Origin of the sequence: Exiguobacterium sp. SH1S1 (assembly GCF_004337245.1) — a bacterium.
Lineage (GTDB): Bacteria > Bacillota > Bacilli > Exiguobacteriales > Exiguobacteriaceae > Exiguobacterium > Exiguobacterium aurantiacum_A.
Genome location: NZ_SJUZ01000001.1, coordinates 1047580 through 1061938, shown reverse-complemented (window position 1 = coordinate 1061938; position 14359 = coordinate 1047580). Strand labels below are relative to the sequence as shown.

The 14359-nt window shown below is 54.1% G+C and carries 15 protein-coding genes; 10 read left to right on the top strand and 5 right to left on the bottom strand.

Annotation, left to right across the window (positions count from 1 at the left end; all coding sequences use genetic code 11):
- Positions 1–3: 3 nt before the first annotated feature.
- The gene (locus tag EVJ23_RS05335) at positions 4–1590 is read left to right on the top strand and encodes a Na/Pi cotransporter family protein (RefSeq protein ID WP_131464664.1); all 1587 of its coding nucleotides are present in this window, start codon (positions 4–6) and stop codon (positions 1588–1590) included.
- A gap of 42 nt (positions 1591–1632) precedes the next feature.
- Here EVJ23_RS05335 and EVJ23_RS05330 read toward each other — a convergent pair whose 3' ends face one another.
- Both EVJ23_RS05330 and EVJ23_RS05325 read right to left on the bottom strand, forming a co-directional pair.
- On the bottom strand, positions 1633–1821 hold the full coding sequence (locus tag EVJ23_RS05330; RefSeq protein ID WP_070328254.1) for a 2-hydroxymuconate tautomerase: 189 nt from the start codon (positions 1819–1821) through the stop codon (positions 1633–1635).
- Positions 1822–1887: 66 nt separating this feature from the next.
- Positions 1888–2667: a VLRF1 family aeRF1-type release factor gene (locus EVJ23_RS05325; RefSeq protein WP_131439267.1), complete on the bottom strand. Its 780-nt coding sequence runs from the start codon at positions 2665–2667 to the stop codon at positions 1888–1890.
- A 156-nt stretch (positions 2668–2823) separates the two neighbouring features.
- On the opposite strand from EVJ23_RS05325, the gene ypfJ reads away from it, so the two are divergent.
- The 9 genes from ypfJ (at position 2824) to EVJ23_RS05280 (ending at position 11184) form a co-directional block, all read left to right on the top strand.
- Positions 2824–3678 (top strand): KPN_02809 family neutral zinc metallopeptidase, encoded by an 855-nt coding sequence (ypfJ, locus tag EVJ23_RS05320; protein ID WP_131464662.1) that lies wholly within the window; start codon positions 2824–2826, stop codon positions 3676–3678.
- A gap of 114 nt (positions 3679–3792) precedes the next feature.
- The gene (locus EVJ23_RS05315; protein ID WP_070328251.1) at positions 3793–4641 is read left to right on the top strand and encodes a MurR/RpiR family transcriptional regulator; all 849 of its coding nucleotides are present in this window, start codon (positions 3793–3795) and stop codon (positions 4639–4641) included.
- Positions 4638–5096, top strand: a complete 459-nt coding sequence (locus tag EVJ23_RS05310; RefSeq protein ID WP_131464660.1) for a GNAT family N-acetyltransferase — start codon at positions 4638–4640, stop codon at positions 5094–5096. The genes EVJ23_RS05315 and EVJ23_RS05310 overlap by 4 nt, the downstream gene beginning before the upstream one ends.
- A 138-nt stretch (positions 5097–5234) precedes the next feature.
- The gene (murQ, locus tag EVJ23_RS05305; RefSeq protein ID WP_131464658.1) at positions 5235–6128 is read left to right on the top strand and encodes an N-acetylmuramic acid 6-phosphate etherase; all 894 of its coding nucleotides are present in this window, start codon (positions 5235–5237) and stop codon (positions 6126–6128) included.
- A 13-nt stretch (positions 6129–6141) separates the two neighbouring features.
- On the top strand, positions 6142–7515 hold the full coding sequence (locus tag EVJ23_RS05300) for a PTS transporter subunit EIIC (RefSeq protein WP_070328248.1): 1374 nt from the start codon (positions 6142–6144) through the stop codon (positions 7513–7515).
- A 53-nt stretch (positions 7516–7568) separates the two neighbouring features.
- Entirely contained in the window at positions 7569–8621 is a 1053-nt protein-coding gene (locus EVJ23_RS05295; RefSeq protein ID WP_131464656.1) for a DUF871 domain-containing protein, read from the top strand.
- A gap of 57 nt (positions 8622–8678) precedes the next feature.
- Positions 8679–9182: a YwhD family protein gene (locus EVJ23_RS05290; RefSeq protein ID WP_070328246.1), complete on the top strand. Its 504-nt coding sequence runs from the start codon at positions 8679–8681 to the stop codon at positions 9180–9182.
- A gap of 156 nt (positions 9183–9338) precedes the next feature.
- Positions 9339–10601: a dicarboxylate/amino acid:cation symporter gene (locus EVJ23_RS05285; RefSeq protein ID WP_071398414.1), complete on the top strand. Its 1263-nt coding sequence runs from the start codon at positions 9339–9341 to the stop codon at positions 10599–10601.
- Positions 10602–10650: 49 nt separating this feature from the next.
- A complete protein-coding gene (locus EVJ23_RS05280; RefSeq protein ID WP_236633713.1) occupies positions 10651–11184 on the top strand; it encodes a TVP38/TMEM64 family protein in 534 nt (177 codons plus the stop codon).
- Here EVJ23_RS05280 and cls read toward each other — a convergent pair.
- The 3 genes from cls to EVJ23_RS05265 form a co-directional block, all read right to left on the bottom strand.
- Positions 11160–12689 carry a cardiolipin synthase gene (cls, locus tag EVJ23_RS05275; protein WP_131464652.1) on the bottom strand — a complete coding sequence of 510 codons (1530 nt, stop codon included), beginning with the start codon at positions 12687–12689 and terminating at the stop codon, positions 11160–11162. The genes EVJ23_RS05280 and cls overlap by 25 nt on opposite strands.
- A gap of 41 nt (positions 12690–12730) precedes the next feature.
- On the bottom strand, positions 12731–13081 hold the full coding sequence (locus EVJ23_RS05270; RefSeq protein ID WP_131439249.1) for a hypothetical protein: 351 nt from the start codon (positions 13079–13081) through the stop codon (positions 12731–12733).
- Between the two features lie 65 nt (positions 13082–13146).
- A complete protein-coding gene (locus EVJ23_RS05265) occupies positions 13147–14331 on the bottom strand; it encodes a chloride channel protein (protein WP_161567014.1) in 1185 nt (394 codons plus the stop codon).
- Positions 14332–14359: the final 28 nt, after the last annotated feature.

The window sequence follows — 14359 nt, the reverse complement described above, 5'->3', positions numbered from 1 at the left end:
ACCATGGGGATCGGGACGCTCATCGGCGGAATCGGCATCTTTTTGTTAGGGATGATGCTGTTGACCGATACGTTGAAAAGCTTGGCTGGGGAAAGACTGCGAGAGCGGTTGAACCGCATGGCGGAAGGACCGGTGGCAGGGGCGTTTCTCGGTGCGACGATGACGGCGTTGTTCCAGTCCTCGACTGTGACGACGCTCATGACGATCAGTTTCGTCAGCGCAGGGCTGTTGACGTTCACGCAGGCGCTCACGCTCGTCATCGGGGCGAACGCCGGTAGTGCGACGACGGGATGGATCGTAGCGCTCCTCGGCTACAACGTCGACATTCGGGAGCTCTTACTGCCGCTCATCGGCGTCGGGATGGCGCTCCGCTTGATCGGACGACGGGTCAAGCGGATTGGGATGTTGCTCGTCGGTCTCGGACTTGTTTTTGTCGGCATCGGAACACTTCAAGAAGCGATGCGGGAAGTCGTCACGTTCTCGTTTTCGGGCTGGGACACCGACACACCGCTTCATCAATTAGCCTTGCTCGGCACGGGCCTGTTCATGACCGTCGTCTTGCAATCGTCGAGCATCGGTCTCGTCTTGACGATGACGGCGCTCGCGACCGACACGGTGACGCTCGCGCAGGCTGCATTCCTCGTACTCGGGCAGAGTGCCGGGACGAGTCTTGTCGTCGCCCTCGGCTCGCTCGGAGGATGGAAATCAGCGCGGCGCATCGTGCTCGGACACGTACTCGTTCATAGTTCGATTTTGTTGATTGGCTGGCTGACGTTCCCGCTCTTGTTTGGTGTCGTCAATCGCGTGGCCGACTGGTTGAATTGGAATGAGCTATTGCGGCTCGCATTGTTCCATACGTCGTTTCACTTGCTTGGCGTGTTGACGTTTCTGCCGTTTCACGAAGCGTTCAGCCGGCGGTTGCTCAAATGGGTGCCGAGTCGGTCTGGAAAGCTGATCCGTTTCCTCGACCCGAACATGTCGCGGATTCCGACGGTCGCACTCGAGGCGGCAAGACGTTCGTTGATTGAAATCGAGCGCTATCTCGGAAACGAGACGAAACTGTTATTGACGGAAGCGCGCAAGCGGGAGGACGAGTTGCAGCTCGTCGAGAAGACGCTCGGTGACGTCCGGGTGTTTTTGAGCACGATTCAATTGGAAGAAGGACAGGGCCGCAACGACTACGGACAACACTTGTCACTGCTCCATACGATCGACCATTTGGAGCGCTGGCTGTTCGTCCTGCGCGAAGTCGATCCCGTCGACGCCCTCCGCGACACTGACTTTTTAGTCGCACGTCAGCTCGTCTTGCACGAGCTCGAGCTTGTCGATGCCCTCAACCATCACACGCCGCCGGAGGATTCGAAACAATGGAAGACGGCGTCGAAGCAGCTCGCCGAGTACCGGAAAGCGCATCGGGCCGAGATGTTAGAGGAGACGGCGGCGAACCAGCTTGAAATGGAGCAGACGATTCGCAAAGTTCAAGCGCTCCTTTGGCTCGACCGACTTGGTTATCACGTCTGGCGGGCGACCCGGCACTTGATCAAGCCGACCGTCCCGAGCGAGCGGTTCGAAGTGAACTTAGAAGACTGAAAAAACACCCGCGCGTCCAACTGGATGCGCGGGTGTCTGGTGTTATTTTTTGTCGGCGTGCATGACACCGGCTTGACCGTAGTTCGTCGCGTCCATCTCTTCGATGAAGACGGTGATGTTTTCTTTCGGTGCGTTCGTCGTCTCTGAGACGGCGTCCGTCACTTTCTCAATCAAGGCACGTTTCTGTTCAACAGTACGGCCCGGGAGCATTTTTACGGTAACGTATGGCATATCATTTCCTCCTTTTCTAGTTCTCTTCTATTTTAGAGAATCACTAGTCGAGAGGAAAGCGGAAAATCAATGGAATGCAGCTTCGATGATGTGAGGCGCACTCGATTTCGACAAGTTTTTGTGCACGACGCGCTCTGGTTTCGTCCGCAACTCGTCACGGAACGAGTTGGAAAGCTCGGCTTCTCCGATGACGACAAGCGATTCCCAGTCGTGTGCACCTTTCATCTGTTCGACAGTTTGGGCGAGGTCACGGTAGAAGCGACCGAGATTTTCGGCAAGTCGACGATCGAATTTATCGACTTGCGAGCTGCTCGACGCCATACGGTCACCCGAAGCCGTCCCTTCAAACCGAACCCACTCCTCGGTCTCAGGGTCGAACGCGAATTCGAACGTCGCATCGATGTGCCCGAGTGAGGTATCGAGTACCGTCACGTGGTCGAGGTTCGTCAAAATAATACCGGTGGACGGAAATTTTTGTTGTAACGCCTCGAGTGGTTCAAGTACTGGCTTCGTTTCCCAGTGGAACGACGTCTCGACATCGTGTTGAAGGTAGTATGTTTCAAATAAATCGTTTTCTTCCGAAGCAAAAATGATTAGGCTTCGCGCCAAGTCGTTCCGGTGTTTGCCGAGTTCCTGATCGACTTGCTTACGTACTTTTTTGAAGTTCTTCAGTTGCGTCTCGTCACCGGACGCCTCTAAATATTCACCGATTCGCTTCAAACCGTTCTTCAAGTGGATTGACCAGTCGCCTTGTTGGTTAGGTCCTGTATTAAGGTAGACCGACAGCACACACTTGTCCTTGCATTCAATCTGACGCAATTGTTTCAAGTCGCTTGCTAATCCCATCTTAATTCCTCCCTAAAGTAAACGTTCTCTTAACCTGTTTCCTACTTGGTTAGGACTCAAACACCGAACACGATGGGAAAATGTGAAAAAGCAGGTGCGAAACGAGATGAATCCGGGTAAGTAACAAGACAGACTAGCAGTAGGAGGAACAATCGTATGAAATGGAAAGGCAGACAGGCGAGTCGGAATGTCGAAGACCGACGGGGGCGAAGTGTTGGGGGGAAAGGGATTGCAGGAATCGGAGGCGGTCTTGGCCTGATTTTAGTCATCGTCTTCACGCTTTTGAACGGGGGTAACCCGGGAGACATCGTCAACAATATCGGAATCGGTGAGCCGCAGTCTTCTGAGACGTATCAAGGCTCGGCGCGGGAAGAAGAGATGGCGGACTTTGTCTCGGTCGTCTTGCGTGACACCGAAGAAGTGTGGACCGACATCTTTGCCGAGAACGGCTTGACGTATCGGGAACCGACGCTCGTCCTCTACTCAGGACAAGTCGAGTCGGCGTGTGGGATCGCTGGTTCTGCGGTCGGACCGTTTTATTGCCCGGGCGATCAGAAACTGTATATCGATTTGAGTTTCTATGACGAACTCAGTCAGCGCTTCAACGCGCCGGGCGACTTCGCGATGGCGTACGTCGTCGCCCATGAGGCCGGACACCACGTGCAGACGTTGCTCGGCACGACAGACGAGATCATGCCGCTGCGAAACGAGATGAGCGAGACCGAGTTCAACACGTACTTGGTACGGTTCGAACTTCAAGCCGACTACTATGCCGGTGTTTGGGCGCATCACGCCCAAGGCATGGGCTATTTAGAGGCGGGTGATGTCGAAGAGGCGATGAACGCGGCGCATCAAATCGGTGACGATACGCTACAAAAACAAGCGCGTGGCTACGTCACGCCGGACTCGTTCACGCACGGGACGTCGGAACAGCGGAAACGGTGGTTTGATAAAGGTTTTCAAAATGGAACGATCCAAGGCGGCGACACGTTCAATACGAAAAACTTGTAAGTCTCACCTACAGGTTGAGCGCGAGCTCAGCCTTTTTCGTGTCCAAGTTGGAATGTAGGGAAAGAATCCGCTATCATTAAATACAGCAACTAGTAGCAGGAAGGGGATGACCTGATGGAATCCTTACTGAAAAAAATCGAGCTCGCCCAAGGCGAGATGACGTCCGTCGAAAAGAAGATCGCGGACTACATCTTGACCCATTCGACGCTCGTCCCGAATATGACGACGAAAGAACTCGCCCAAAAGACCGACGTGTCAGAAGCGAGCATCGTCCGCTTCGCGCGTGTCGTCGGGATCGACAGCTTCAAATCGTTCAAGCTCGCCCTCGTCAAAGACTTGGCGATCACAGAGACGATGCTGACCGACTTTAATGTCCTTCAACAAAAGGACACGCCGTACGACTCGTTCCAAAAAGTCATCCACGTGAACAAAATGGCCATCGAGGCATGTGCCGAGGCGATGGACAAACGCGAACTCGAACACGCGATCGATACGTTCGCTCGCGCGAACCGGGTCATCTTCTATGGAGTCGGCGGCTCATCGACGGCCGCCTATGACGCGCAGTACAAGTTCACGAAACTCGGCTACGCCGCTCTGACGTCGCAAGACTTTCACTACATGCTGTCGCTCATCCCGCATCTTGGGCCGACCGACGTCTTCGTCGCGATCAGCACGTCGGGCCGGACGAAAGACGTGCTCGAGCTCGTCCGGTTCGCCAAGAAAAAAGGCGTCACCGTCGTCGCCATCACCGATCTCGACAAGTCGCCGCTTTACCGCGAGGCGGACGTCCGTCTGTGCACACCGACTGTCGAACGAGATTACCGGATCGCGAGCATCGCTTCACGGATGACACAATTGACGATTATCGACACGCTCTACATGGGTCTGTTGCACCGAAAAGGCGAAGGGCTGATCGATCGTTACGCTGAGGCGCGCGACGAGATGGTGAAGCTGCGCCGATGATTCGCCGATATGAAGCGTCAGACCGCGAACGAGTGGCAGCTTTCCTCATGAGACAACAAGCGTTCGCCGGATTGAACGCTCAGACGCTCGAAGTGTTCCGCGATGAGAATTTGGCTGACTTCGAGGCGACAGGTACGGTCAGCCTCGTCGTGGAGGACGACGGGACGATCGTGGCGATGGCGGATTTGTTGAGCCGTCACCCGGTCGACGGCTCACTCTGGCTCGGCCTGCTCCTCGTCGACGAACAACTTCACGGCACCGGTCTCGCCCAGACGGTATACGATCAACTCGAGCGGGACCACATGCGACCGTTTCAGACGACGTTCCGGCTCGGTGTGCTCCCGACGAACGTGCGGGCCCGTCGTTTTTGGGAGCGGCAAGGCTACGTGTATGAGCAAGACTCGGTCACGGGGGATGGTGTCCACGTCCACGTGTTGAAAAAAGACATCGAATGAAGCGAACTCGGCCTCAAACGGCCGAGTTTTTTTGTTGGCACTCAAGTCGAGCGTTTATGAAATTATAATTCTTTATTTTTTTAAATAAGTTTGACTTTTAATTTCAAATTAGTACAATAAAACTAGAGAGAAGAAAGGATGGTGGCGATGTTAGACAAATTGGCTACGGAACGACGGAACGAACGGACGATGCGCCTAGATGACATGACGGTTGAGGAACTGCTCGGCGTGATGAATGAAGAGGACCAGTCGGTGCCTCACGTGATCAAGCAACAGCTTCCGGTCATCGCACAAGTCGTAGAACGAGCGATCACGTCGTTTAAACGAGGCGGACGCTTGATCTATATCGGTGCGGGGACGAGTGGACGACTCGGTATTTTAGATGCGGCAGAATGTGTCCCGACGTTCGGCGTGTCAGCGGACATGGTCGTCGGCCTGATTGCCGGGGGTGAACGCGCGCTCGTCAAAGCGGTCGAGGGAGCAGAGGATAGTATAGATTTGGCAATCAACGATTTGAAAGCGCTTCACTTGAGTCCGGACGATACGGTCGTCGGCATCGCCGCGAGCGGCCGGACCCCGTACGTCATCGGCGGACTCGATTACGCGCGTGAAGTCGGTGCGACGACGGCGGCGCTATCTTGCAACAAAGGGTCGAAAATCAGCGACCACGCCGAGTTCAAAATCGAGGTCGAGACGGGACCGGAAGTATTGACCGGATCGACGCGTTTGAAAGCGGGGACGGCCCAAAAACTTGTCCTCAACATGATCTCGACGGCGTCGATGATTGGAGTGGGCAAAGTGTATCAAAACTTGATGGTCGACGTGCAACCGACGAACGAGAAATTGGAAGTTCGGGCCAAACGGATGATTGCGGAAGCGACAGGGGTCGACGAACAGACGGCCGCGCGTTATTTCGCTTCATCGAACGGCCACGTCAAGACGGCGATCGTCATGATTTTAGCCGACGTTTCCTATGCAGAGGCAGTCGAGCGATTACAGCGCGCGAACGGATTCGTCCGCGACGCGATTTAAGGGGGATTACGAGATGAAGAAAGAAGAGGTGTTGGCGCAAGCCATACTCGAGCACGTCGGGGGAAAAGATAATATCCGCCAACTCGCGCACTGTATGACACGCGTCCGGTTGGCGTTGAAAGACCCAACGAAAGTGAACATCGATGCGTTGAAAAAAATCGACGGTGTCATGGGCGTCATCGATGACGAGACGCTGCAAATCGTCGTCGGACCTGGAACGGTCAACCGTGTCGCGGATCACTTGAGCCGTGAGACGGGGCTCGCCATCGGGGAAGAGGCAGTCGATGCGAACTTGACGCCTGACGAGCGGGCGGCCATCGAGCGTCAAAAAGTGAAAGATAAACAGAAGTCACCGTTCAAACGTTTCTTGCGTCGCTTAGGGAATATCTTCATCCCGCTCATCCCGGGACTTGTCGCTTCAGGGATCATCAACGGGGCAGCGAACTTTGCCGTCAACGCTGGTGTCGACCGGACCGAGACGTGGATGCAAATTCTGCTTGTGCTCGGGAGCACGGTCTTCGCCTATCTCGCCATCCTCGTCGGGTGGAATACGGCGAAAGAGTTCGGGGGGACGCCGGTGCTTGGAGCGATTGCCGGGGGGATTTTGTTCAACCCGTTACTCGCCGACATCGTCATCTATGGGGAAGCACTCGTCGTCGGAAGGGGTGGACTGTTCGGTGTCATCTTTGCCGCTTGGCTCATGACGTATATCGAAAAACACGTCCGCCGCTTCATGCCGGTCTCGATTGATATTATCTTTACGCCGCTACTTACGGTGCTCGTCGTCGGCTTCACGGCGCTCTATGCGATCATGCCGGTCGCGGGCGTGTTGTCAGACGGCATCATGCAAGGACTGAATGCCGTGCTTGAAATCGGCGGACCGGTCGCAGGGGCCGTCCTCGCTGGCTTCTTCTTGCCGCTCGTCATGGTCGGCTTGCATCATGGTTTGACGCCGATTCATCTTGAGTTACTGAACACCGTTGGCAACACGGCGCTCTTGCCGATCCTTGCGATGGCAGGAGCGGGACAAGTCGGGGCCGCGCTTGCGATTTTCGTGAAGACGCGCAACCAACGTCTCCGCAACATCATCAAAGGGGCAATCCCCGTCGGATTCCTCGGCATCGGCGAACCGCTTCTTTATGGGGTCACGCTTCCGCTCGGTCGTCCGTTCTTGACGGCTTGTATGGGAGCCGCGGTCGGCGGTGCGTTCCAAGCGTCGATGCAGACGGCAGCGCTCGGGATCGGGGTCTCGGGTCTCTCGCTCACACCGCTCATCGACAATGGGATGTACTTGACGTATATTGGGGGTCTCGTCATCTCGTATACGGCTGGCTTCATCTTCACGTATTTCTTCGGTTTCAAAGAAGAGATGGCGGATGGTATTTAACAACCAAGGTGGCTCTTTCGAGTCACCTTTTTGAATAGGGAGGGCTGTTTTATATGAGAGGATTATCTGTTTACTTGAGCGAACCGCTGACAGAAGCGTTCACGGTGTGGATGAAACGCATGCGTGAGATCGGTTTCACGTCACTGTTCACATCGCTACATATCCCGGAAGACGATCCATCGGTCTACACGGAGCGGTTGCGTCGACTCGGCACGCTCGCTCGACAGCATGACATGGAACTGTTCGCCGATATCGCCCCGACTTCGCTCGCCGCGCTCGGGAAGACGTGGGACGACGCCCATACGCTCATCGACTGGGGCGTGACCGGCCTCCGCGTCGATTACGGGGTGACCCCGAAACAAGTCGCCGATCTGTCGAAACGGATGACCGTCGCCTTGAACGCGAGCACGTTGACTGCTGAAGAGCTCGATGAGATGAAACAGGAAGGGCTCATGACGGACAATGTCGAAGCATGGCACAACTTCTACCCGCGCCCAGAGACCGGGCTCGACCGGCAATGGTTTGACGAAAAAAATGACTGGTTGAAACGACAAGGGTTGAGCGTGCAGGCGTTCATCCCGGGAGATGGGACGCTCCGCGGACCGCTATACGAACGACTGCCGACGCTTGAAGACCACCGGCAGCTGTCGACGTTCGCTGCTTATTTAGAGTTGACGGGGAGTGTCGACCGCATTTTGATCGGTGACCCGGGACTAGCGGATGCGACGGTTGAACAGTTCGCGTCATACGGGGACGGGATGCTCGTCCTCCGGGCCGAGGCGTATACGACAATCGAGGCGGCGCTCTACCGCGTCCAGGCGAACCGGATGGACCCGGCGCGCGACGTCATCCGTTCCGTCGAATCACGGGCGTATGGTCGCCCTGGGGACCGCTTGCTCGAACCGGTTGCGGCGAAACAGCGACCGCTCGGCACGATCACGATTGACAACAGGGATTACGGGCGCTATGCTGGCGAAATGCAAGTGACGAAGACAGACCTTCAGGCCGACAAGCGGGTCAACGTGCTCGGACGTGTCATCGAAGCGGATCGTCCGCTCCTTCGTTCGGTTGGACCAGGCACGAAGTTTCGAATCGAGTGGGGCTGACGTTCGCGATTGCCACGTTCCCTCGTCTTTGTGTACAGTAGAGGGGGAGGGAATGCCATGAAAGATATCAACTTTAATATTATCGCTGACGATGCGACGGACGGCCACGGCGGTTTCGGGGTCGGATCGCTCAGTTTGAACAATATGTCGCCCGTCATCATCGACGTCGAGGCAGGTACGGCAGTGATCGACATGGGTGCGATGCACGCCAAGTCGGCAATCGAGAAACGGATCAAGTTTTTGACCGACCCGGAAGCTGTGCCGAACGGTAAACCGTATTGGATCGTCTGGGTGACGGTCGGACGCAAGCCGGAAGGGTTCTACTACGGCGGCATTGCGGCTTGTGACATGTCGATTGACTTGGAGGCGCGTCGCGGGTACAAATTGCTCCCGTATCACGTCAACCAAATGGACAAGTCGCTCAAAGGACGGATCCTCATCGATATGATGGATGCGCCGTCACGGAGCGTGCTCGCGGAGTTTCTGCAACAGCATCGTCCGGAGATTTGGGACCAGTCGACCGAACTTCATACTGAACTCGCGCGTCTCGCTGCCGAGTAAAAAGATTGGACCGTCGTGGTCTCCAATCTTTTTTGTTTTCTTTTGAAGCAACTTGGGAAAATGACCGTGTTAAGGCACGCAAATCAACCGGAATTGTAAGAAAATTTAGCATTATGCTATACTAAACGCACTGTGTAAAAAAGAAAGGGTGACACGATGAGTGAAACTAAGAAAATTTTGATTGGCCTCGCCTTAGGGGTCATCGTCGGTCTCGGGCTCGCCGGCCTATCCGGTAACGTCTACGACGTGATCAATACGTACATACTATCCCCAGTCGGGACAGTGTTTTTGAACTTGATTAAAATGTTAGTCGTCCCAATCGTCTTCTTCTCGATCATTCTCGGTGTCATGGGCCTAGGTGACCCGAAAGAGCTCGGTCGCGTCGGGTCGAAGGCGCTTCTGTTCTTCTTGACGACGACAGCGCTCGCCATCGTGCTCGCGATGGGTGTCGCTTCAATTATCAAGCCGGGAGAGCGTGGAGATTTCCCGACAACTGGATTGGAATTTGAATCGACAACGACCGAAGAATCGTCGAACATCGTCCAGACGTTCGTCAATATGATTCCGACGAACCCGATCCAAGCGCTTGCTGAAGGGAACATGTTACAGATTATCGTCTTCGCGGCGTTGATCGGGTTTGCGATGATCGCCCTCGGCGAACGTGCCAAGACGTGGCGTCGCTTTGTGAAACAAGGGGATCGCATCATGATGCATCTCATTCACTTGGTCATGAAGCTCGCCCCATACGGTGCCTTCGCGTTGATCGCCTCGGCCATCGGCGGTATCGGACTTGATGCTGTTGTCGCTATGGCATGGTACATGTTTGCCGTCGTCTTGACGTTGTTCTTACATGCGACCATCGTCTACGGCGGAGCGCTCATCTTGCTTGGCAAGATGAGTCCGGTCTTCTTCTTTAAAAACTTCTATGAAGCGATCACGCTCGCGTTCTCGACGTCGTCTTCAAACGCGACGCTCCCTGTATCGATGGAACTCGCCCAGACGAAGCTCGGCGTCCCGCGTTCGATCTCGTCATTCGTCCAACCGCTCGGTGCGACGGTGAACATGGACGGAACGGCCATCATGCAAGGGGTCGCGACCATCTTCATCGCCCAAGTGTTCGCCGCTGACTTGACGATCACCGAGCTCGTGACGGTCGTCATCACGGCGGTGCTCGCCTCAATCGGGACGGCTGGTGTGCCGGGTGTCGGGCTCATCATGCTCGCGCTCGTCTTACAGTCGGTCAACTTGCCGGTCGAAGGGATCGCCCTCATCATCGGGGTCGACCGTATCCTCGACATGCTCCGTACGTCCGTCAACATCACGGGTGATGCGACATGTGCGGTCGTTGTAGCGAAGCTTGAAGAGAAACACCTTCCACCTGTCGACGAAGACGCGTGGGATGAAGTCGAAGCGAAATAAAACAAAGGCTGACCTCGCGGGGTCAGCCTTTTGAAATGGGGTTTGAATGATGGAATGGGAATTGCTCCCGATCCCGCTGTTTGTCGTCATCAGCATCGTCTTGAACAGTGCCATCGCCGTCGCTGGCGTGTTACCGAGCGCGTTTTTGACGGCGCTGAACGTAAACATTCTCGGTTTCGGTCTCGGCGTCACTGTCTCGATCATCGGTGAGGCGGTTGGAGCGGTCATCAGTTTCGTACTGTACCGACGTGCGCTACAAACGTATACGTCACCGAGCGGAAAGCGCTTCAAGCGTCTCCGCGAGGCGAGCGGGGTTGAGGCGTGGTTCCTCGTCCTCGGGATGCGACTCATACCGTTCGTTCCGTCCGGACTCGTCACGTTATCGGCCGCGTTCAGTCGGATGACGCTCCCGTCGTTCGCCGCGGCGAGCACGATTGGGAAAATCCCGGCGCTCCTCATCGAGGCGCTCGCGGTCACGGCCGTGATGCGTGTTGCGCCCGGTTGGCAATTCGTGCTGATCGCGCTACTCGTGCTCATTTATCTCCTCTGGCGTGTGTTTCAAAGCAACGGCGAGAAGATATGACAGAACGCCTCGATGAACCGTTTGCCGTTCGATTTTTTTCGGAGCATCGACCAGTCGACGAGAATCGACTCGTCGAAGTCTTTCAAAAACGCGTCATGCAGTTGACCGATTGATGACGTCTCGAACTGGGCGATCGTCATCTCATGATTCAAATACATGCTGCGGAAATCAAAGTTAGCCGTCCCAACGAGCGCAATCTTGCCGTCGATGAGGACGGTTTTTGCATGGATGAAATGACGATTGTATTTATAAATGCGGATGTTCCGTTTCAGCAGTTGCTCGAAATAATATTCGGTCGCATGGAAACTGAACCATTCGTCGCCTTGTCCTGGGACGACGATGCGAACGTCGATGCCGCTTTTCCCCGCGACTTCTAGCACGGCGAGCAGTTCGGGCGGCGGGATCAAGTAAGGGGTCGTGATCCAAATCGATTCTTTCGCTTCCATCAACAGACGCATCAGCCCATCCCGGATCGTGACGTCCTTACCGGGAGACGTCACGAGTAGTTGTGTCGCCCCGTTCGCGTCTTGCGGTTCGTTAATGAAGTATTCCGGAAGGTGTTTAGCGTCGGCGAACAAGTCCCACGTCTCGCTCTCTTCTTCGTGTCCAGCGTAAAGCCAATTCTCGATGAACAGACGCTGAAGCTCCCGGACAAGCGGGCCTTCGACACGCAAATGCGTATCTCGCCAAAAACCGAGCTTCTTATGCCTGCCGAGATATTCATCGCCGACATTAAGCCCACCAGTGTAGGCGATCCGTCCATCGAGCACGATGAGTTTTTGATGATTCCGGAAGTTGGCGTTAAAGACGAGCAGCGGATGCACGACCGGATCGAACGCTTCGACGTGCACCCGCGACTTGCGGAGCGGCTCGAGGAATTCTTCGCTGATCTCTTGGCTGCCGAGACCGTCATAAAGAAAACGGACGGTGACGTTTTCATTGGATCTTTTGATTAAGGCGTCGCGAATCTTCAGGGAGATCTCATCGGTCCGGAACAAGTAATATTGGACGTGGATATGGTGCGTCGCTTGCTCGATGTCTTTGAGCACGGCGTCGTACTTTTCATCTCCGTTGACGAGTAGTTTCGTCGCCGTATGACCGTCGGCACCGGTCGCCCCGAGTTTTTCAAGCGCTCTCGTGAGAGGGAACCGGTCGGATACGTCATTCGTCGTCTCGACGCGGTCGGCTTCGATTGCTTGCCGGAACATACGAATCTCAGACGAAGTTCGTTTGATCCGGCGATGGCGTTTCGGCGTCCGGCCGAATAGCACCCAGGCGAGAGCGCCGAGAAACGGGATGAACAAGACGGTGAGCAGCCATGCGAGCTTCGCTTGCGGTTGAACTTGGTCAAATAAAATATTCCAACCGACGATGAGCGGCGCGAAAACCCCGATTAAAATTAAAAACGGAGTGAGCGTGTCAACCCAAAACAAAAAAACTAATAGTAAAACGAGACTGACTATCATCATGATCAGTTGAATGACTCGTCGCTTCAACAAAGGCACCTACTTTCTAAAACGTTTAAAACGAGGGGAGTCCCCTCGTCTTAATACAAGCTGTTTAATACGGCGTTGATCTCATTCGCGTAGCGTATGAAGAAGTACAGGTTGACAACGAGTGAGAACAAAACGAGGAAGAGAGCGAATTGTGCTTTCGTTCGATTACGGTTCCAGTAGTAAAAGACGGAAAATAAAACGGCGATACCAACGAATAGAGCGACAATTTCAACAATTCCCCAAAGGATGTCTTTCGATAAAAACATATCGACGATTGTCATGACGACAAAAAAGAATACGACAATCCCCATGAGGACCACCAAAATGGCTAAGATGATACTAATCCAATCTGAACTGACTGCATCAACTAAATTTTCAATTGCGACGTTGTATTCGTTCATAAACGATCCTCCTTTCCAGGCACTGCATAACTATTCATCCAATACCCTTTTTTTTCATACTGAAATCAATTGTGTACATTAGGATGGATGAACGCGGGAAGGGGGATTTTTGATACAATCGCCACGACTCCAAATACATAAACCCAGCTGTTCGGAGGAAAGAACAAGACGAGCAGGACGATAATCGCCAACGGTTGGCGCATAGTAGTCGCAAGCAGGGTACTCGTCGCTAAAACGACGGCAAAAGTTGGATCGAGGTCGAATGATCCGCTGAAAAAGTAGCCGAGGGTGAAAGCAGAGAAAAGCAATGGATAAATATGTCCACCACGCCAGCCGGTGGCGAGACAAAAGGCGGTAAAAAATAGCTTTAAAAAGCTAAACCATACTAGTGTATACAGCGGAATACGCTCCCAATCATTAAAATACTCTAAAATGGTCTCTTCCCCAGAGAATAAGAGGTCTGGATAAATGAGAGCCATCGTACCGATTCCGATTCCACCTGTGATTGTCAAAAACAAGATAGGTACTTGAGAGGTTAGACTCATCAAAGCATGCTCTGCTAGTAAATAAAGCCAACCAAAAACCATGCCAATCAGGATGATGAATAAAATCGACCAGTCAAGCTGAATTGACTCGATGGCGGGGAACTTGACGACAAAAGGTGGACGTTCGTCCAATCGGTTGAGGAGATAAAACGTCCCGACTCCAGCAAGAGTTGCCAGTAAGTTCAGCATCGATTGCTTTTTATGTTCAGTTTCTTCGGCTGCGAGCGCTCCAAACAATGGTGCGTTGAAAACAATCCCGAGAACGACCGCGTGCCCGACTTCTTGCAATTCACTCAGCTCGTGCCGGACATAACGGAGTCGTTCGGCAAACCAAGTCGTAAGCCCGCCGACGATTCCGATGAGAGCCGCCTCGGGACCGAGACTAGCACCACCAATCAAGACGAGAAGAGCGGTGAGCGTCGTGAATCCGATGTAGCGGTAGGTAATCCGTCCTGAGGTCTTCCTGTCTTCTAAAATTTCTGGCATCAGGCGCGGCATCGGCCCGTATCGCCGTTGTAATAGTCCGATCAAGACTCCGGCTACGAGCGGTACGAAAAAGATGTAAAAAGGGCTTTCGACTCGTTCGGGTACGGTATGCCAGACAAAGTGAATTCCTTTATAGACGACTGATAAAAAAATCCAGCTAATGAATCCAATCAATATACCGAGTATGCCTGCATAGACACTTACGATGATGGTCTTCACTGATCTCCCACCTTTTTGCCCGTATCGA